The sequence below is a fragment of the Jejuia sp. G7-7 genome, assembly GCF_055808955.1.
Genome location: NZ_JBVVSZ010000001.1, coordinates 1747883 through 1770666 on the forward strand (window position 1 = coordinate 1747883; position 22784 = coordinate 1770666).

At 38.4% G+C, this 22784-nt stretch carries 5 protein-coding genes and 1 pseudogene; 2 read left to right on the plus strand and 4 right to left on the minus strand.

Annotated features, from left to right (window positions below; genetic code table 11):
* Positions 1-3: 3 nt before the first annotated feature.
* Positions 4-11553 carry a T9SS type B sorting domain-containing protein gene (locus AC0L5U_RS08610; RefSeq protein ID WP_473415842.1) on the minus strand — a complete coding sequence of 3850 codons (11550 nt, stop codon included), beginning with the start codon at positions 11551-11553 and terminating at the stop codon, positions 4-6.
* A 560-nt stretch (positions 11554-12113) separates the two neighbouring features.
* On the opposite strand from AC0L5U_RS08610, the gene AC0L5U_RS08615 reads away from it, so the two are divergent.
* The gene (locus AC0L5U_RS08615) at positions 12114-13703 is read left to right on the plus strand and encodes a peptide chain release factor 3 (protein WP_473415843.1); all 1590 of its coding nucleotides are present in this window, start codon (positions 12114-12116) and stop codon (positions 13701-13703) included.
* 127 nt (positions 13704-13830) lie between these two features.
* The gene (locus tag AC0L5U_RS08620) at positions 13831-14064 is read left to right on the plus strand and encodes a (4Fe-4S)-binding protein (protein WP_473415844.1); all 234 of its coding nucleotides are present in this window, start codon (positions 13831-13833) and stop codon (positions 14062-14064) included.
* Positions 14065-14129: 65 nt separating this feature from the next.
* Here AC0L5U_RS08620 and AC0L5U_RS08625 read toward each other — a convergent pair whose 3' ends face one another.
* The 3 genes and pseudogenes from AC0L5U_RS08625 to rpoB all read right to left on the minus strand — a co-directional run bounded on the left by AC0L5U_RS08625 (position 14130) and on the right by rpoB (position 22686).
* Complete coding sequence (locus AC0L5U_RS08625; RefSeq protein WP_473415845.1) at positions 14130-14447, minus strand: DUF3467 domain-containing protein; 318 nt, start codon at positions 14445-14447, stop codon at positions 14130-14132.
* A gap of 91 nt (positions 14448-14538) precedes the next feature.
* Positions 14539-18840, minus strand: a complete 4302-nt coding sequence (rpoC, locus tag AC0L5U_RS08630; protein WP_473415847.1) for a DNA-directed RNA polymerase subunit beta' — start codon at positions 18838-18840, stop codon at positions 14539-14541.
* A 32-nt stretch (positions 18841-18872) separates the two neighbouring features.
* Positions 18873-22686 (minus strand): annotated as a pseudogene (gene rpoB / locus AC0L5U_RS08635) (DNA-directed RNA polymerase subunit beta).
* Between the last annotated feature and the right edge of the window lie 98 nt (positions 22687-22784).

Genomic DNA, 22784 nt, shown 5'->3' on the forward strand with positions numbered 1-22784 from the left:
ATATTATCTGTTTATGTATAACCATCCCACTTTTGGTTCTGAACCATCGCCAAAATCTAAAACATAATAATATGTTCCTACTGGTAGTTTATCAGAACTGTTAACTGTAACTCTACCATTTGATGTTCCATCCCAATCATTATTATATGCCCTTTTTTCATAAACCTTGTTACCCCAACGGTTATATACTTCTAATTTATTGTTAGGGAAGTTTTCAATACAATTAATAATTAAAGTATCATTAATTCCATCTCCATCTGGTGAAAATTCATTAAATACAATTAAACAACCTAACTGAGTTACAGTAGGATCATCTGATGTATTACCATCTACATCATCGCCATCATCACTCGTATCACTAACAACTCCTAAAGATTTAGTAGATGCAGTAGCTACAACACTATTACTAACTCCTCCAGCATTTATAGCTTCTTGAGTAATTGTAAAGCTAGCAATATAAGTAGCAGTTTCTCCAACAAGAAGTGTTCCTTTGTCACTTCCTTGATTTGCATTATCAAACATTGGTTCCTGAGTTAAAGAAATTGTTTTTCCATTTACATCTAAGAAAGTATCTACTAAAGTTACATCTGTTAAAACAACATCTCCTGTATTTGTAACTTCGATAGTATACTCAATTTCGTCACCTAATGATGTCCCGAAAACTTGAGCTCTTTTAGTTACTTCTATAGTAGCTTGGCAACCTGATGTTATTGGATCACATGGATCGTTTGGATCACTTGTTGGGCCACCTGGATAGCTTGTTGGATCTTCCGGGGTACTCGGATCATCGATGCCTGTAGTTTCCTCACAATCTGTTAAGCCATCACCATCTGTATCTGTCGTGTTGATGCCTATTGGACTACATGGATCGTTTGGATCACTTGTTGGGCCACCTGGGTAGCTTGTTGGATCTTCCGGGGTACTCGGATCATCAATGCCTGTAGTTTCCTCACAATCTGTTAAGCCATCACCATCTGTATCTGTCGTGTTGATACCGATTGGACTACATAGATCGTTTGGATCACTTGTTGGGCCACCTGGATAGCTTGTTGGATCTTCCGGGGTGCTCGGATCATCGATGCCTGTAGTTTCCTCACAATCTGTTAAGCCATCACCATCTGTATCTGTCGTGTTGATGCCTATTGGACTACATGGATCGTTTGGATCACTTGTTGGGCCACCTGGATAGCTTGTTGGATCTTCTGGGGTACTCGGATCATCGATACCTGTTGTTTCCTCACAATCTGTTAAGCCATCACCATCTGTATCTGTCGTGTTGATGCCTATTGGACTACATGGATCGTTTGGATCACTTGTTGGGCCACCTGGGTAGCTTGTTGGATCTTCTGGGGTACTCGGATCATCGATGCCTGTTGTTTCCTCACAATCTGTTAAGCCATCACCATCTGTATCTGTCGTGTTGATACCGATTGGACTACATAGATCGTTTGGATCACTTGTTGGGCCACCTGGATAGCTTGTTGGATCTTCCGGGGTGCTCGGATCATCGATGCCTGTAGTTTCCTCACAATCTGTTAAGCCATCACCATCTGTATCTGTCGTGTTGATGCCTATTGGACTACATGGATCGTTTGGATCACTTGTTGGGCCACCTGGATAGCTTGTTGGATCTTCTGGGGTACTCGGATCATCGATGCCTGTAGTTTCCTCACAATCTGTTAAGCCATCACCATCTGTATCTGTCGTGTTGATGCCTATTGGACTACATGGATCGTTTGGATCACTTGTTGGGCCACCTGGATAGCTTGTTGGATCTTCCGGGGTACTCGGATCATCGATGCCTGTTGTTTCCTCACAATCTGTTAAGCCATCACCATCTGTATCTGTCGTGTTGATGCCTATTGGACTACATGGATCGTTTGGATCACTTGTTGGGCCACCTGGATAGCTTGTTGGATCTTCTGGGGTACTCGGATCATCGATGCCTGTAGTTTCCTCACAATCTGTTAAGCCATCACCATCTGTATCTGTCGTGTTGATGCCTATTGGACTACATGGATCGTTTGGATCACTTGTTGGGCCACCTGGATAGCTTGTTGGATCTTCTGGGGTACTCGGATCATCGATGCCTGTTGTTTCCTCACAATCTGTTAAGCCATCACCATCTGTATCTGTCGTGTTGATGCCTATTGGACTACATGGATCGTTTGGATCACTTGTTGGGCCACCTGGATAGCTTGTTGGATCTTCCGGGGTGCTCGGATCATCGATGCCTGTAGTTTCCTCACAATCTGTTAAGCCATCACCATCTGTATCTGTCGTGTTGATGCCTATTGGACTACATGGATCGTTTGGATCACTTGTTGGGCCACCTGGATAGCTTGTTGGATCTTCCGGGGTACTCGGATCATCGATGCCTGTTGTTTCCTCACAATCTGTTAAGCCATCACCATCTGTATCTGTTGTGTTGATGCCTATTGGACTACATGGATCGTTTGGATCACTTGTTGGGCCACCTGGATAGCTTGTTGGATCTTCTGGGGTACTCGGATCATCGATGCCTGTAGTTTCCTCACAATCTGTTAAGCCATCACCATCTGTATCTGTCGTGTTGATGCCTATTGGACTACATGGATCGTTTGGATCACTTGTTGGGCCACCTGGATAGCTTGTTGGATCTTCTGGGGTACTCGGATCATCGATGCCTGTTGTTTCCTCACAATCTGTTAAGCCATCACCATCTGTATCTGTCGTGTTGATGCCTATTGGACTACATGGATCGTTTGGATCACTTGTTGGGCCACCTGGATAGCTTGTTGGATCTTCTGGGGTGCTCGGATCATCGATGCCTGTAGTTTCCTCACAATCTGTTAAACCATCACCATCTGTATCTGTTGTGTTGATGCCTATTGGACTACATGGATCGTTTGGATCACTTGTTGGGCCACCTGGATAGCTTGTTGGATCTTCCGGGGTGCTCGGATCATCGATGCCTGTAGTTTCCTCACAATCTGTTAAACCATCACCATCTGTATCTGTTGTGTTGATGCCTATTGGACTACATGGATCGTTTGGATCACTTGTTGGGCCACCTGGATAGCTTGTTGGATCTTCTGGGGTACTCGGATCATCGATGCCTGTTGTTTCCTCACAATCTGTTAAGCCATCACCATCTGTATCTGTCGTGTTGATACCGATTGGACTACATGGATCGTTTGGATCACTTGTTGGGCCACCTGGATAGCTTGTTGGATCTTCTGGGGTACTCGGATCATCGATGCCTGTTGTTTCCTCACAATCTGTTAAGCCATCACCATCTGTATCTGTCGTGTTGATACCGATTGGACTACATGGATCGTTTGGATCACTTGTTGGGCCACCTGGATAGCTTGTTGGATCTTCTGGGGTACTCGGATCATCGATGCCTGTAGTTTCCTCACAATCTGTTAAGCCATCACCATCTGTATCTGTCGTGTTGATGCCTATTGGACTACATGGATCGTTTGGATCACTTGTTGGGCCACCTGGATAGCTTGTTGGATCTTCTGGGGTACTCGGATCATCGATGCCTGTAGTTTCCTCACAATCTGTTAAACCATCACCATCTGTATCTGTTGTGTTGATACCGATTGGACTACATGGATCGTTTGGATCACTTGTTGGGCCGCCTGGATAGCTTGTTGGATCTTCTGGGGTACTCGGATCATCAATGCCTGTGGTTTCCTCACAATCTGTTAAGCCATCACCATCTGTATCTGTTGTATTGATGCCTATTGGACTACATGGATCGTTTGGATCACTTGTTGGGCCACCTGGGTAGCTTGTTGGATCTTCCGGGGTACTCGGATCATCAATGCCTGTAGTTTCCTCACAATCTGTTAAACCATCACCATCTGAATCAACTGTTGACGTACATAATGGAACCACTACTGTTATTGTAGCTATGTTTGAAGTATTACCATCATTATCATTTACTGTATATGTAATCGTTGTGATTCCATTATTATATCCTGGTGCTGGACTAAATGTAACTGTTCCATCTCCATTATCAGTAAACGTACCTTCTCCCGGTACAGTAAATGTACTTTGTTGCCCTGGAGTATTTGGATCTAAATCAATAGTTAAATCATCAATTGTTCCATCTGGGTCTGTATCATTACCAGTAATATTTATTATAATAGCCATTCCTGGATCAGTAGTTCCTCCATCATCATTAGCTATTGGAAAACAATTTGCTATAATTGGACTACATGGATCGTTTGGATTACTTGTTGGGCCACCTGGATAGCTTGTTGGATCTTCTGGGGTACTCGGATCATCAATGCCTGTGGTTTCCTCACAATCTGTTAAGCCATCACCATCTGTATCTGTCGTGTTGATGCCTATTGGACTACATGGATCGTTTGGATCACTTGTTGGGCCACCTGGATAGCTTGTTGGATCTTCCGGGGTACTCGGATCATCAATGCCTGTAGTTTCCTCACAATCTGTTAAGCCATCACCATCTGTATCTGTTGTGTTGATACCGATTGGACTACATGGATCGTTTGGATCACTTGTTGGGCCACCTGGGTAGCTTGTTGGATCTTCCGGGGTACTCGGATCATCGATGCCTGTGGTTTCCTCACAATCTGTTAAACCATCACCATCTGTATCTGTTGTGTTGATACCGATTGGACTACATGGATCGTTTGGATCACTTGTTGGGCCACCTGGATAGCTTGTTGGATCTTCTGGGGTACTCGGATCATCGATGCCTGTTGTTTCCTCACAATCTGTTAAGCCATCACCATCTGTATCTGTCGTGTTGATACCGATTGGACTACATGGATCGTTTGGATCACTTGTTGGGCCACCTGGGTAGCTTGTTGGATCTTCCGGGGTACTCGGATCATCAATGCCTGTAGTTTCCTCACAATCTGTTAAACCATCACCATCTGAATCAACTGTTGACGTACATAATGGAACCACTACTGTTATTGTAGCTATGTTTGAAGTATTACCATCATTATCATTTACTGTATATGTAATCGTTGTGATTCCATTATTATATCCTGGTGCTGGACTAAATGTAACTGTTCCATCTCCATTATCAGTAAACGTACCTTCTCCCGGTACAGTAAATGTACTTTGTTGCCCTGGAGTATTTGGATCTAAATCAATAGTTAAATCATCAATTGTTCCATCTGGGTCTGTATCATTACCAGTAATATTTATTATAATAGCCATTCCTGGATCAGTAGTTCCTCCATCATCATTAGCTATTGGAAAACAATTTGCTATAATTGGACTACATGGATCGTTTGGATTACTTGTTGGGCCACCTGGATAGCTTGTTGGATCTTCTGGGGTACTCGGATCATCAATGCCTGTGGTTTCCTCACAATCTGTTAAGCCATCACCATCTGTATCTGTCGTGTTGATGCCTATTGGACTACATGGATCGTTTGGATCACTTGTTGGGCCACCTGGATAGCTTGTTGGATCTTCCGGGGTACTCGGATCATCAATGCCTGTAGTTTCCTCACAATCTGTTAAGCCATCACCATCTGTATCTGTTGTGTTGATACCGATTGGACTACATGGATCGTTTGGATCACTTGTTGGGCCACCTGGGTAGCTTGTTGGATCTTCCGGGGTACTCGGATCATCGATGCCTGTGGTTTCCTCACAATCTGTTAAACCATCACCATCTGTATCTGTTGTGTTGATACCGATTGGACTACATGGATCGTTTGGATCACTTGTTGGGCCACCTGGATAGCTTGTTGGATCTTCTGGGGTACTCGGATCATCAATGCCTGTGGTTTCCTCACAATCTGTTAAGCCATCACCATCTGTATCTGTCGTGTTGATGCCTATTGGACTACATGGATCGTTTGGATCACTTGTTGGGCCACCTGGGTAGCTTGTTGGATCTTCTGGGGTACTCGGATCATCAATGCCTGTAGTTTCCTCACAATCTGTTAAACCATCACCATCTGAATCGGTAGCCGGTATAGTTATAATTATTGTCGATGTAGCATTACCAATACATGGAGCTGTGGCAACTACAGTATAAGTAATAGTTGTTGTACCTGATCTAACTGCTACTAAATTTCCTGAGGCATTTATGGTAGCAACACTTGCATCTGAACTAGTCCAAGTTCCTGTAGCATCACCATCACTAGAAATAGAAGTTGTCTCACCGACACATAAAGATTGAGTTCCTGAAAGAACACCTGCATCTGGCCCTGCCGTTACTGTTACTGATATTGTTAAAGCTTCGCCACATTGACTCGCATTATCGGGTGTAAACACATAATCCGTAGCGCCCGTGATACTCGTGTCGATTGCTGTGGCTGCCCATGTTCCTGTAATGCCATTATCTGAAGTGCTTGGTAAAGCATCTGCTGTGGCACCTTCACAATAGGTTGTTGTAAAACTAAAGGTTGGTGTTACCGTAGCCGTTACTGTTACTGATACTGTTAAAGCTTCGCCACATTGACTCGCATTATCGGGTGTAAACACATAATCCGTAGCGCCCGTGATACTCGTGTCGATTGCTGTGGCTGCCCATGTTCCTGTAATGCCATTATCTGAAGTGCTTGGTAAAGCATCTGCTGTGGCACCTTCACAATAGGTTGTTGTAAAACTAAAGGTTGGCGTTACCGTAGCCGTTACTGTTACTGATACTGTTAAAGCTTCGCCACATTGACTCGCATTATCGGGTGTAAACACATAATCCGTAGCGCCCGTGATACTCGTGTCGATTGCTGTGGCTGCCCATGTTCCTGTAATGCCATTATCTGAAGTGCTTGGTAAAGCATCTGCTGTGGCACCTTCACAATAGGTTGTTGTAAAACTAAAGGTTGGTGTTACCGTAGCCGTTACTGTTACTGATACTGTTAAAGCTTCGCCACATTGACTCGCATTATCGGGTGTAAACACATAATCCGTAGCGCCCGTGATACTCGTGTCGATTGCTGTGGCTGCCCATGTTCCTGTAATGCCATTATCTGAAGTGCTTGGTAAAGCATCTGCTGTGGCACCTTCACAATAGGTTGTTGTAAAACTAAAGGTTGGTGTTACCGTAGCCGTTACTGTTACTGATACTGTTAAAGCTTCGCCACATTGACTCGCATTATCGGGTGTAAACACATAATCCGTAGCGCCCGTGATACTCGTGTCGATTGCTGTGGCTGCCCATGTTCCTGTAATGCCATTATCTGAAGTGCTTGGTAAAGCATCTGCTGTGGCACCTTCACAATAGGTTGTTGTAAAACTAAAGGTTGGCGTTACCGTAGCCGTTACTGTTACTGATACTGTTAAAGCTTCGCCACATTGACTCGCATTATCGGGTGTAAACACATAATCCGTAGCGCCCGTGATACTCGTGTCGATTGCTGTGGCTGCCCATGTTCCTGTAATGCCATTATCTGAAGTGCTTGGTAAAGCATCTGCTGTGGCACCTTCACAATAGGTTGTTGTAAAACTAAAGGTTGGTGTTACCGTAGCCGTTACTGTTACTGATACTGTTAAAGCTTCGCCACATTGACTCGCATTATCGGGTGTAAACACATAATCCGTAGCGCCCGTGATACTCGTGTCGATTGCTGTGGCTGCCCATGTTCCTGTAATGCCATTATCTGAAGTGCTTGGTAAAGCATCTGCTGTGGCACCTTCACAATAGGTTGTTGTAAAACTAAAGGTTGGTGTTACCGTAGCCGTTACTGTTACTGATACTGTTAAAGCTTCGCCACATTGACTCGCATTATCGGGTGTAAACACATAATCCGTAGCGCCCGTGATACTCGTGTCGATTGCTGTGGCTGCCCATGTTCCTGTAATGCCATTATCTGAAGTGCTTGGTAAAGCATCTGCTGTGGCACCTTCACAATAGGTTGTTGTAAAACTAAAGGTTGGCGTTACCGTAGCCGTTACTGTTACTGATACTGTTAAAGCTTCGCCACATTGACTCGCATTATCGGGTGTAAACACATAATCCGTAGCGCCCGTGATACTCGTGTCGATTGCTGTGGCTGCCCATGTTCCTGTAATGCCATTATCTGAAGTGCTTGGTAAAGCATCTGCTGTGGCACCTTCACAATAGGTTGTTGTAAAACTAAAGGTTGGCGTTACCGTAGCCGTTACTGTTACTGATACTGTTAAAGCTTCGCCACATTGACTCGCATTATCGGGTGTAAACACATAATCCGTAGCGCCCGTGATACTCGTGTCGATTGCTGTGGCTGCCCATGTTCCTGTAATGCCATTATCTGAAGTGCTTGGTAAAGCATCTGCTGTGGCACCTTCACAATAGGTTGTTGTAAAACTAAAGGTTGGCGTTACCGTAGCCGTTACTGTTACTGATACTGTTAAAGCTTCGCCACATTGACTCGCATTATCGGGTGTAAACACATAATCCGTAGCGCCCGTGATACTCGTGTCGATTGCTGTGGCTGCCCATGTTCCTGTAATGCCATTATCTGAAGTGCTTGGTAAAGCATCTGCTGTGGCACCTTCACAATAGGTTGTTGTAAAACTAAAGGTTGGTGTTACCGTAGCCGTTACTGTTACTGATACTGTTAAAGCTTCGCCACATTGACTCGCATTATCGGGTGTAAACACATAATCCGTAGCGCCCGTGATACTCGTGTCGATTGCTGTGGCTGCCCATGTTCCTGTAATGCCATTATCTGAAGTGCTTGGTAAAGCATCTGCTGTGGCACCTTCACAATAGGTTGTTGTAAAACTAAAGGTTGGCGTTACCGTAGCCGTTACTGTTACTGATACTGTTAAAGCTTCGCCACATTGACTCGCATTATCGGGTGTAAACACATAATCCGTAGCGCCCGTGATACTCGTGTCGATTGCTGTGGCTGCCCATGTTCCTGTAATGCCATTATCTGAAGTGCTTGGTAAAGCATCTGCTGTGGCACCTTCACAATAGGTTGTTGTAAAACTAAAGGTTGGCGTTACCGTAGCCGTTACTGTTACTGATACTGTTAAAGCTTCGCCACATTGACTCGCATTATCGGGTGTAAACACATAATCCGTAGCGCCCGTGATACTCGTGTCGATTGCTGTGGCTGCCCATGTTCCTGTAATGCCATTATCTGAAGTGCTTGGTAAAGCATCTGCTGTGGCACCTTCACAATAGGTTGTTGTAAAACTAAAGGTTGGCGTTACCGTAGCCGTTACTGTTACTGATACTGTTAAAGCTTCGCCACATTGACTCGCATTATCGGGTGTAAACACATAATCCGTAGCGCCCGTGATACTCGTGTCGATTGCTGTGGCTGCCCATGTTCCTGTAATGCCATTATCTGAAGTGCTTGGTAAAGCATCTGCTGTGGCACCTTCACAATAGGTTGTTGTAAAACTAAAGGTTGGCGTTACCGTAGCCGTTACTGTTAAAGCTGCACTATCTTCTTCAGGACAACTATTATTAATTGTTGTAACCTCAACTCTATAATTATTTCCGTTTAACCCTATTGGGGTATTTGTAATAGTTAAACTTGCTGAACTTGTACCACTATAGGGAGCCACATCTGTTAATGGTGTTGTGCTTGCGCCAATAAACCAAGCATATCTATAATCTGCCGAAGGTATCGGAATAGTAGTATCATCACCTGTAGCTCCTGTTGTACCAAAATTTGTAACTCTTAATCCTGTGGGCGTAGCTGTTAAGGTTATGTTAGTTCCTTCACATACTGTAACTGGATTAGGTGCTACAACAACTGAAGATATTACATCACTAGTCGTTACACTTGAGTTTGTTCCTGTATAAGCTGTAGCAAAACCTGTTACTCTACCACTAGTATTGTAACCTGTACCATCTACCTCACCATCATTATTATCATCTAAATGACCTGCTTCTACGGCATCTTTACAACCATCATTATCACTGTCATCATCCAAAGAATTTACAATACCATCTTTATCTATATCATTTAAACTTGATGGACAATCTAATACACCAAAAACAATATTATCAACCCCAACATCATTACCAGCAGACCCATTAGGTTGATCATTAAAAATCACAATATCTACTGAATTAGTAGTAGCTGTGAAATTTAATATTACTCTTTTCCAAATATCATCGTTAACTACTCCTAATGTAGCTGAAGAAATAGATTCTAAAGTAGTACCTGCACTATTTTGTACTTCAAGTCTAAATATAGGTAAGTCAGTACACCCCCCACATAAGCCTGCTAAATCTAATCTATACCTGTAATCTGCACCGATATTCAAACCAGTTAATGATTGACGATAAAATTCAATATTCCCAGTATTAATCATATTGATAGATAAAAACCTACCATTATTGGAACCTCCTGCTGGTCCTGAAAACTGATCTATATTTGCATCTATATCTCCATTAGTATCTGTGCGGTTATAAAATGCAAGCCCCGGAGTAAGAGAAGATACAACCGCATAAGAACCATCAGGTATAGCACCTGCAGTATCGTATGTGTGATTTAGTACGTTACCGTTTGTAGCTCTTGCAGTACCTGTACCAAAATCTTCACTAAACAATACATGTATTTCTTCTTTTAATGCAATATCACAACTAACATTTTCTATGCTGTCCAAAATACCATCATTATCATCATCTTCATCACAGCCATCTGGTACATTATCTCCATCTGAATTAACATTATCATCATAACCATTGCATATATCACTACTATCAGGCACACCATCACTATCAGAATCAATTTCTCCAAATAAAAGCACTTTACCATCTCCGTGATCATTAGTTGCTGCAGTAATTTGAACACTTGTAACAGTAGATCCTGCATTCACAGGGTCTATAATATCTGCTATATAAAATATAGCAATACCAATCGTCCCTCCATTCTCTTGTAATCGATCTGATAGCCAATAATCTGAATTAGCATTTGGTGGATTTGTTGTACCCGGAGTACCAGGGTTACTACCATTAGTTCCGGTTCCTCCATACCCCCATTGTGTGGAAGTTTGATTAACAAAAGTTTCCCCTAAATACTGCCCCGTTAAACCACCTGGAGTTGTACCATAAAGTTCTATATGCAAACAGTTATTCGCATTTCTTTCAGAAATTGCTATAATAGCGTTTTCTGATGCTTCCACTCCAGAAAACGTAAAAGTTTGTCGTTGGGCATCTGTTGTTTCTTCATTTGGAGTTCCGTCTGCTGCAGTAAAATTATCGCAAATATTAGCTCCATTACTATTAGTTTCGAAATAATGATTTAAATTTAAATCCCCTCCAGCTGCTAAAGCTGAAGCATCCCAAGTTCCACTTGAACTATCAGTCTCAGATAAACCACCATTAAGCCTGATATTATTATTTGCATGTGCAGTAGCAGGAACACCAGGTCCTAATTGAGTAAGAGCATAGGCTGTTGGAGTTGCGAATTCACTATACACCACACCATTAATAGTAATACTTTGCAATGTAGCAGGGTCTGAATTAACAGTTTGAGTATCCTTCCATTGAAAAGAAGCACCAGCCTGTATGCTAGCTGTATTAGTTTGAGCAACTATAGTTGCTGCAGAAAATAAAACAAAAACTAAAGTTATATAAATTAATTTTGCATTCGAGAATCGAGTAAAGATTTTCATATTATATTAAGTTGGTGTGTATTTTAATTTTATAGAAACGTATATCGTTTCTTAAAGGGTAAGTCAAAATATCATTAAACATCAAAACAATAATTGACTGACATATATTTCTAATGAAATAAATTAATATTAAAAAAGAGTACTTTTTATACATACTAGTTATTTAGGGACAACAATATTTTTGAGAGGTTTTGAGAGGTTTTGAGAGGTTTTGAGAGGTTTTGAGAGGTTTTAGAAATCACACTTATTTTACCAAAATTAACATTTGTTAACAAATAAGCAAATTTTATTCATAAAAAATCAAGTTTCATTTAAATATTTCAAACAATAATGGTGTTTTAAAGAATTCTCCAAAATAAAACATTTCAATTTCAAAAGTTTCTTAAATAATACTCAACAACTACTCAAAACAATTAAACTTAATAATAAAATGTAGTTTTTTAAATTTTAGACACAGCACAAGATTAAAAAGTCACTTTCTAACTTGATTACGAAAAAGTGTTTGTATTTATAAATATTAAGTGTTCAATAACATTTATCTTTGCCAAAATTTAATTTTCATGTCATTTTTAAAAGAAATACAACGCAGACGTACTTTTGGAATTATTTCGCATCCTGATGCTGGTAAAACCACGCTAACCGAAAAATTATTACTCTTTGGTGGTGCAATACAGGAAGCTGGTGCTGTAAAAAGCAATAAAATAAAAAAAGGGGCTACTAGTGATTTTATGGAAATTGAACGTCAGCGTGGAATTTCGGTAGCGACATCTGTTTTAGCTTTTGAATATGATGGAATTAAAATAAATATTCTTGATACTCCTGGACATAAAGATTTTGCCGAAGACACATTTAGGACCTTAACTGCAGTTGATAGTGTTATTGTTGTTATTGACGTAGCAAAAGGTGTTGAGGAGCAAACTGAAAAATTAGTTGAAGTTTGCCGCATGCGAAATATTCCCATGATAGTATTCATTAACAAAATGGATAGAGAAGGTAAAGATGCTTTTGATTTATTAGATGAAGTTGAACAAAAATTAGGATTAAAAGTTGTGCCTTTAAGTTTTCCAATAGGAATGGGTTATGATTTTAAAGGTATTTATAATATTTGGGAGAAAAACATCAATCTCTTTAGTGGTGATAGTCGAAAAGATATTGAAGAAACTGTAGAAGTTTCAGATTTATCATCTCCTGAACTAGACAAGTCGGTTGGAGAAAAAGCAGCTAATACACTTAGGGAAGAAATAGAATTAGTTGAAGGTATCTATCCTGATTTTGACAAAAACGCCTATTTGGAAGGTAACTTACAGCCTGTGTTTTTTGGCTCGGCTTTAAATAATTTTGGAGTTAGAGAATTACTAGATTGTTTTGTGGAAATTGCGCCAAAGCCAAGACCAAAACAAAGTGAAGAGCGCTTGATTAAACCAGATGAGAAAAAATTTACTGGTTTTGTGTTTAAGATACATGCAAATATGGATCCAAACCATAGAAACCGCTTGGCTTTTGTAAAAATTGTATCTGGAGAGTTTAAACGAAATACACCTTACTTACATGTAAGACATAACAAAAAAGTAAAATTCTCAAGTCCAAATGCTTTCTTTGCAGAGAAGAAAGAAATTGTTGATATTTCATATCCAGGGGATATTGTTGGTTTACAAGATACTGGAACTTTTAAAATTGGAGACACCTTAACTGAAGGAGAAGTTTTAAATTATAAAGGAGTTCCTAGTTTTTCTCCTGAACATTTTAGATATATTAATAATGCTGACCCTTTAAAATCAAAGCAACTTTTTAAAGGTATTGATCAATTGATGGATGAGGGTGTAGCACAATTATTTACTCTAGAATTAAACGGCAGAAAAGTAATAGGTACTGTTGGAGCACTTCAATATGAAGTTATACAATACCGATTAGAACATGAATATGGTGCAAAATGTACTTATGAAAATTTAAATGTTCACAAAGCATGTTGGGTCGATCCAAAAAACTCAGATGCTAATGAGTTTAAAGAATTCTCAAGAGTTAAGCAACGTTTTCTTGCAAAAGACAAACAAAATCAATTAGTATTTTTAGCTGACTCAATGTTTTCTTTACAAATGACACAACAAAAATACCCGAATATTAAGTTTCATTTTACTTCTGAATTCGAGTAAATCATAATTGTATTTCGTCGAATAAAAGACTTTAATCTTATTTTTATAGACATTGAACGAATTTTTAACCATTGATAATCATCTATTTATACATTTAGCAACCCATCAACCCCAAATTGATAAGACCATGAAAATTGAATCAAAAGAATTTAGTAATAAAGATATTACAGTAACTTACGACCCCTGTATATGCACATTGTCTGGTACCTGTGCAAAAGGATTATCTAATGTTTTTAGTGATAAGATTATTCCTTGGATAAATTTAGATGATGGTAAAAACGAAGATATTATTAAGCAAATAAAAAAATGTCCTTCTGGTGCTTTAGAATACCAGCTAAGGAATGAAAAGCAAGCTAGTTAAATTCAAATAACAGAAAATCTGTTAAAGCAAAAATCCTTCAAAAATTATGAAGGATTTTTTTGTTTTTATGCTTGACCCGTCGGTCCGAAATTAAGTGGAATTGGAGGTTGCTCGTAATCTTTAATTTCACCATGAGCATTTTCAAATCTAACAATATTATCACCTAAAGCTTTCAATAAACGCTTAGCATGTTGTGGTGTTAAAATGATTCTTGATTTCACTTTATTCTTAGGAACACCGGGCATAATGTTTACAAAATCTACCACAAATTCTGAAACTGAATGATTGATTATTGCAAGGTTTGAGTAAGTCCCCTCTGCAACTTTCTCATCCAATTCAATATTTATTTGTCCTTGTTTTTGTTTATCGTTTTCGTCTGCCATAATTATTTATTTAAATTTAAAAAGCCTTCAGGTATAAATACATGAAGGCTTTAGTTTTATAGATTCCTGCCTTCGCAGGAATGATGAATTATTAATTAAAATTCATCTCTTGCTTTACTTGCATCATTTCGTCAAACTCTTCTTTAGAACCTACAATAATGTCAGTATAACTTCTCATACCTGTACCAGCCGGAATTCTATGTCCAACAATTACATTTTCTTTAAGTCCTTCAAGAGTATCAACTTTTCCAGCTACAGCTGCTTCATTCAACACTTTAGTAGTTTCTTGGAACGATGCTGCAGAAATAAATGATTTAGTTTGAAGCGAAGCTCTGGTAATACCTTGTAATATAGGTGTTGCAGTTGCTGGCTTCGCATCTCTTGCTTCAACAAGCTTTTTATCTTCTCTACGTAAAATAGAGTTTTCGTCTCTTAACTCGCGAGGTGAAATAATCTGACCTGCTTTTAAGTTTGTAGACTCACCAGCATCTTCAATAACTTTCATTCCGAAAATTTCATCATTTTCTTTAATAAAGTCATCTTTATGTGCCAATTGATCTTCTAAGAAAATAGTATCACCAGAATCAATAATTCTAACTTTACGCATCATCTGTCTCACTACAACCTCAAAGTGTTTATCGTTAATTTTCACACCTTGTAAACGATATACTTCTTGTACTTCATTTACTAAATATTGCTGAACCGCTGAAGGTCCTTTGATATTTAAGATATCATTTGGTGTAATAGAACCATCAGATAAAGGCATACCAGCTTTTACATAATCATTTTCTTGAACAAGAATTTGATTAGATAATTTCACTAAGTATTTCTTAATATCACCCGTTTTAGATTCTACAATGATCTCACGATTACCTCTCTTAATTTTCCCAAACGAAACAACACCATCAATAGCACTAACTACTGCTGGATTAGATGGATTACGCGCTTCGAACAACTCAGTTACACGAGGCAAACCACCAGTAATATCACCCGCTTTAGCAGACTTACGAGGTATTTTAACTAAAATTTTACCAACTTTTATATCTTCATTATCATCAATCATTAAGTGGGCCCCAACTGGTAGGTTGTAAGAACGAATTGTTTCACCTTTACCATCTTCAATATGAAGTGTTGGAATTAATTTCTTGTTTCTAGATTCTGAAATTACTTTCTCTTGGAAACCAGTTTGTTCATCAATTTCTACTTGATAAGTAACACCTTGTTCAATGTTTTCATACTTCACTTTACCAGCAAATTCTGAAATAATTACACCATTATATGGATCCCATGAACAAACTACATCACCTTTCTTAAGTTCTTGACCACTCTTGATAAGGATAGTAGAACCATAAGGAATATTATTTGTACTTAACGTGATACCCGTTTTCTTATCAACCAATTTGATCTCAGAAGTACGAGATATTACGATATCTGCAATATTTCCGTCACTATCTTCTCCCTTTACAGTTTTAAGATCCTCAATCTCAGCAATACCATCAAACTTAACAGCTAATTTGTTATCTTCAGAAATGTTACCTGCAATACCACCAACGTGGAATGTACGTAACGTTAACTGTGTACCAGGTTCTCCAATAGACTGTGCAGCAACAACTCCAACAGCTTCTCCACGTTGTACCATTTTACCTGTAGCAAGGTTACGTCCGTAACACTTAGCACAAATTCCTTTGGTTGCTTCACAACTTAAAGCTGAACGTACTTCTAAACTATCAATTGGAGAATCTTGAATTGATTTTGCTATCTTATCATTAATTAATTCTCCAGAAGCAACTAATAATTCGTCTGTAAGTGGATTGTACGTGTCATTTAAAGCAACACGTCCAACTATTCTTTCTTCTAAAGTTTCAACAACTTCATCATTCTTCTTTAATGGCTCTACTTCAACACCTCTTAATGTACCACAATCTTCAGTATTAATAATAACATCTTGAGATACATCAACTAAACGACGCGTTAAGTAACCTGCATCGGCAGTTTTAAGTGCTGTATCGGCAAGTCCTTTACGTGCACCGTGAGTAGAAATAAAGTATTCTAAAATTGAAAGTCCTTCTTTAAAGTTAGAAAGAATCGGGTTTTCAATAATCTCTCCACCACCTGCATTAGATTTTTTTGGTTTCGCCATTAATCCACGCATGCCTGTTAACTGACGAATCTGTTCTTTAGATCCACGAGCTCCAGAATCAAGCATCATAAATACCGAGTTAAACCCTTGTTGGTCTTCACGAATACGCTTCATTGACAACTCAGTTAACTCTGCATTGGTAGATGTCCAGATATCAATAACTTGGTTATAACGCTCATTATTTGTTATAAGTCCCATATTATAGTTACCCATAATACCATCAACTTGCTTATTAGCAGAGTCTATCATACCTTGCTTTTCTGGTGGAATAATAATATCACCTAAACTAAATGATAAACCACCTTTAAATGCGAAATTAAACCCTTGAGTTCTAATCGCATCTAAGAAATCTGCAGTTTCAGGAACTGATGTTACTTTTAGAATTTGACCGATAATATCTCTTAAAGATTTTTTAGTCAATACTTGATTGATATACCCTGCAGCTTGCGGTACGTGCTGATTAAACAGTACTCGACCAACAGTAGTATCAACAATCATCCTATCAAGTTTACCGTCTTCATTTATATCGATAGTTCTAACTTTTATACCAGCATTCAGGTCTACTCTCTTCTCGTTAAAAGCAATTTCTACTTCTTCTGGAGAGTAAAAAGTTAAACCTTCACCTTTAATAGGTACTTCTGGTGTGGATTTACGCAACTTGGTCATATAATATAAACCAAGTACCATATCCTGAGAAGGTACTGTTACCGGCGAACCATTTGCAGGATTTAAGATATTATGAGACGCCAACATTAATAACTGACATTCTAAAATAGCCTCTGGTCCAAGTGGTAAATGTACCGCCATTTGGTCACCATCAAAATCGGCATTAAATGCAGTACACACTAATGGGTGTAACTGGATTGCTTTCCCTTCAATTAATTTTGGTTGGAATGCTTGAATACCTAAACGGTGTAACGTAGGTGCACGGTTCAGTAATACTGGATGTCCTTTAAGAACGTTCTCCAAAATATCCCAAACCACAGGCTCTCTTTTATCTATAATTTTCTTTGCAGATTTTACTGTTTTTACAATCCCTCTTTCAATTAATTTTCTAATTACAAAAGGTTTATATAACTCAGCTGCCATATTTTTTGGCAATCCACATTCAAATAATTTTAATTCTGGGCCAACAACAATTACAGAACGTGCAGAATAATCAACACGCTTACCTAGTAAGTTTTGACGGAAGCGTCCTTGCTTACCTTTAAGTGAATCTGATAATGATTTTAATGGTCTGTTAGAATCTGTTTTTACTGCTGATGATTTACGTGTGTTGTCAAACAATGAATCTACAGATTCTTGTAACATACGTTTTTCATTACGCAAAATAACTTCTGGTGCTTTTATCTCAACCAATCTTTTTAGACGGTTATTACGGATAATTACACGACGGTATAAATCATTTAAATCTGATGTTGCAAAACGTCCACCATCTAACGGCACTAATGGTCTCAATTCTGGCGGAATAATTGGCACAACTTTCATAATCATCCACTCAGGACGATTTTCTCTGTTATTGTTAGATTCACGTAAAGCTCCAACAACTTGTAAACGTTTTAACGCTTCAGTTTTACGTTGCTTAGACGTTTCAGTATTTGCTTTGTGACGTAATTGATAAGACAATGCTGCTAAATCAATTCTAGCTAATAAATCTATTAAACACTCAGCTCCCATTTTAGCGATAAACTTGTTTGGGTCTGTGTCGTCTAAATATTGGTTTTCTTGAGGTATTTCTTCAAGTATATTCAAGTACTCTTCTTCAGTCAAGAAGTCCATTTTTTGAATTGGCTCTCCTTCTTCATTTTTAGCAATACCTGGTTGAATTACTACGTAACGTTCGTAGTAAATAATCATATCTAATTTCTTAGATGGTAAACCTAATAAATAACCAATTTTGTTTGGTAACGAACGGAAATACCAAATGTGAGCAACAGGAACAACCAAGTTGATGTGTCCTACTCTATCTCTACGTACTTTCTTTTCAGTTACTTCAACACCACAACGGTCACAAACAATACCCTTGTAACGAATTCTTTTATACTTACCACAAGCACACTCATAATCCTTTACAGGACCAAAAATACGCTCACAGAACAAACCATCACGTTCAGGTTTGTGCGTACGATAATTGATAGTTTCTGGTTTTAAAACCTCACCTCTAGATTCTGCTAAAATAGATTCTGGTGATGCTAAACCAATTGAGATTTTATTAAACCTCTTAACTGTATTTTTATCTTGTTTTCTTGCCATAATAAATGGTTGAAATGAATTTAATTAATTAACTACTCTTCTAATCTGATATCCAAACCTAAACCTTTCAATTCGTGCATAAGTACGTTGAATGATTCTGGCAATCCTGGATCTGGCATTGGTTCTCCTTTAACAATACTTTCGTATGTTTTAGCTCTACCAATAACATCATCAGATTTCACAGTTAAAATTTCTCGTAAAGTACTTGATGCTCCATAAGCCTCAAGTGCCCAAACTTCCATCTCACCAAAACGCTGACCACCAAATTGTGCTTTACCACCTAATGGTTGTTGCGTAATTAATGAGTAAGGTCCAATAGAACGTGCGTGCATTTTATCGTCAACCATGTGTCCTAGTTTCAACATGTAAATCACACCAACAGTTGCTGGTTGATCGAAACGCTGCCCTGTTCCTCCATCGTATAAATAAGTATGTCCGTATCTTGGAATTCCAGCTTCATCTGTAAATCCGTTAATTTGATCTATAGTTGCACCATCAAAAATTGGAGTTGCATATTTACGATCTAATTTTTGACCTGCCCAACCTAAAACAGTTTCATAAATCTGCCCGATGTTCATACGAGATGGTACACCAAGTGGATTAAGAACAATATCAACAGGTGTTCCGTCTTCTAAGAATGGCATATCTTCTTGACGAACGATACGTGCAACAATACCTTTATTACCGTGACGGCCTGCCATTTTATCACCTACTTTAAGTTTACGTTTCTTAGCAATGTAAACTTTAGCTAATTTGATAATACCTGCTGGTAATTCATCACCTACAGAAATTGTAAACTTCTCACGACGTAAAGAACCTTGCAAGTCGTTTTCTTTAATCTTGTAGTTGTGAATTAAATCTGCTACTAATTGATTTGTATAATCATCAGTAGTCCATTTTCCAGAAACTAAATGCGCATAATCATCAACTGCGTTTAACATTTTAAGTGTGAATTTTTTACCTTTTGGTAATACTTCTTCACCTAAATCATTAAAAATACCTTGAGCTGTTTTTCCGTTTACAATTGCAAACAGTTTTTCAACTAAAACATCTTTTAACTCATCAAATTTTCTATCATATTGAGCCTCTAAAGCCATGATATCATCCTTGTCTTGAGCTCTCTTGCGCTTATCTTTTACCGCTCTTGCGAATAATTTCTTTTTCAATTACAACACCATGTAATGAAGGCGAAGCTTTTAAAGATGCATCTTTAACATCTCCAGCTTTATCTCCAAAAATGGCACGTAATAGTTTTTCTTCAGGTGTAGGATCAGATTCACCTTTTGGAGTAATCTTACCAATTAAGATATCACCAGGCTTAACTTCAGCACCAACTCGAATCATTCCGTGCTCATCCAAGTCTTTTGTAGCCTCTTCCGATACATTTGGAATATCATTTGTTAATTCCTCATTACCTAATTTAGTATCTCTAACATCCAAAGAATATTCATCTATATGAATAGAAGTAAATATATCTTCACGAACTACTTTTTCTGAAATTACAATCGCATCCTCAAAGTTATACCCTTTCCAAGGCATAAATGCAACTTTCATATTTCTACCAAGAGCTAATTCGCCTTGTTGAGTTGCATAACCTTCACATAAAACTTGACCTTTAGTTACCTTATCTCCTTTAACCACAATTGGCTTTAAATTGATAGAAGTACCTTGGTTTGTTTTTCTGAATTTGATTAATGGGTATGTTTTAACATCACTATCAAAACTTACTTTAGCTTCATCTTCAGTACGGTCATATCTTATTTTAATTTCATTGGCATCAACATAAAGTACCTCTCCTGTTCCTTCTGCATTAATTAATACTCTGGAATCTGAAGCTACTTGACGTTCTAAACCTGTACCAACAATTGGTGCATCTACTCTTAGTAAAGGTACTGCTTGACGCATCATATTAGACCCCATCAAGGCTCTATTCGCATCATCATGCTCCAAAAATGGAATTAAAGATGCCGATATAGATGAAATTTGATTTGGTGCAACATCCGTATAATGTAAATCATTTGGATTAATTACAGGGAAATCACCCTCCATTCTTGCAATTACTTTATCATGCAAAATTTTACCATCTCCATCAACTTCTACAGTTGCTTGAGCGATTAATTTCTCTTCCTCTTCTTCAGCACTTAAATATGTTGGTGCGTTTTTAATATCTACAACACCATCAGTTACTTTTCTATATGGAGTTTCAATGAATCCCATAGAATTTACTTTCGCAAATACTGAAAGTGAAGAAATCAAACCAATGTTTGGTCCCTCTGGTGTTTCAATAGGACAAAGTCTTCCGTAGTGTGTGTAGTGCACATCACGAACCTCAAACCCTGCTCTTTCTCTTGATAAACCTCCTGGTCCAAGAGCTGATAAACGACGCTTATGCGTAATTTCAGCTAATGGATTCGTTTGATCCATAAATTGAGACAACTGGTTTGTTCCAAAGAATGAATTAATTACAGAAGATAATGTCTTCGCATTAATTAAATCAATTGGTGTAAAGACCTCGTTATCACGAACGTTCATACGCTCACGAATTGTACGCGCCATACGTGCTAAACCAACACCAAATTGAGAAGATAATTGCTCACCTACTGTACGTACACGACGGTTAGATAAGTGGTCAATATCATCAATCTCTGCTTTAGAGTTAATAAGCTCGATTAAGTATTTAATGATTGTTATAATATCTTCTTTAGTAAGCACTTGCTTATCCATTCCGATATCTAAACCTAATTTTTTGTTCATTCTATAACGACCTACTTCTCCTAAAGAGTAACGCTGGTCTGAGAAGAATAACTTATCTATAATACCACGAGCAGTTTCCTCATCTGGTGGCTCTGCATTTCGTAATTGTCTATAGATATGTTCAACAGCTTCTTTTTCAGAGTTTGTTGGATCTTTTTGAAGCGTATTATGAATAATTGCGTAATCACCTTGTTCAGTACTTTCTTTGTGTAAAAGAATAGTTTTAACATCAGCCTCAAGAATTTCTTCTATATTTTCTTTATCGATAATAGTATCACGATCAAGCACAATTTCATTACGCTCAATAGATACTACTTCACCTGTATCTTCATCAACAAAATCCTCATGCCATGTGTTTAATACACGAGCTGCTAATTTTCTTCCTAAGTATTTCTTTAATCCAGATTTTGAAACTTTAACTTCTTCAGCTAAGTCGAAAATCTCTAAAATATCTTTATCACGCTCAAAACCGATAGCACGGAAAAGCGTAGTAACAGGTAATTTTTTCTTTCTATCAATGTATGCATACATTACCTGGTTGATGTCTGTTGCAAACTCAATCCAAGATCCTTTGAATGGAATAACCCTAGCTGAATATAATTTTGTTCCATTTGCATGGAAAGATTGACCGAAGAAAACTCCTGGAGAACGGTGTAATTGAGACACCACAACACGTTCTGCACCATTGATACAAAATGTACCAGAAGGCGTCATGTAAGGTATAGTTCCTAAGTATACATCTTGAACAATGGTCTCGAAATCCTCATGTTCAGGATCTGTACAATATAACTTTAACCTAGCTTTTAGCGGAACGCTGTACGTCAATCCTCTTTCAATACACTCTTCAATAGCATATCTTGGTGGATCTACGAAGTAATCTAAAAATTCTAATACGAATTGATTACGAGAATCTGTAATTGGAAAGTTTTCCATGAAGGTGTTGTATAACCCTTCATCACCTCTTTCTTCAGACTTTGTCTCTAATTGGAAAAAATCCTGGAAGGATTTTATCTGAATATCCAAGAAATCTGGATATTCCGTCTTATTTACAATAGACGAGAAATTTAATCTTTCAGCTTGTGTTGATAACATCAATGGACGGAATTTTGATTAAAAAATATTTTGATAGTGCTTTTAAACACTAGTAAAACAGCACTAAATCTAACCTACTTAGAATTCTGTTTTTGCAA

Excerpts from the sequence above, each read along its gene's own strand:
- AC0L5U_RS08615 (WP_473415843.1), top strand. The coding sequence starts at position 12,114 with ATGTCATTTTTAAAAGAAATACAACGCAGACGTACTTTTGGAATTATT.
- AC0L5U_RS08610 (WP_473415842.1), bottom strand. The coding sequence starts at position 11,553 with ATGAAAATCTTTACTCGATTCTCGAATGCAAAATTAATTTATATAACT.
- AC0L5U_RS08625 (WP_473415845.1), bottom strand. The coding sequence starts at position 14,447 with ATGGCAGACGAAAACGATAAACAAAAACAAGGACAAATAAATATTGAA.
- rpoC (WP_473415847.1), bottom strand. The coding sequence starts at position 18,840 with ATGGCAAGAAAACAAGATAAAAATACAGTTAAGAGGTTTAATAAAATC.
- AC0L5U_RS08620 (WP_473415844.1), top strand. The coding sequence starts at position 13,831 with ATGAAAATTGAATCAAAAGAATTTAGTAATAAAGATATTACAGTAACT.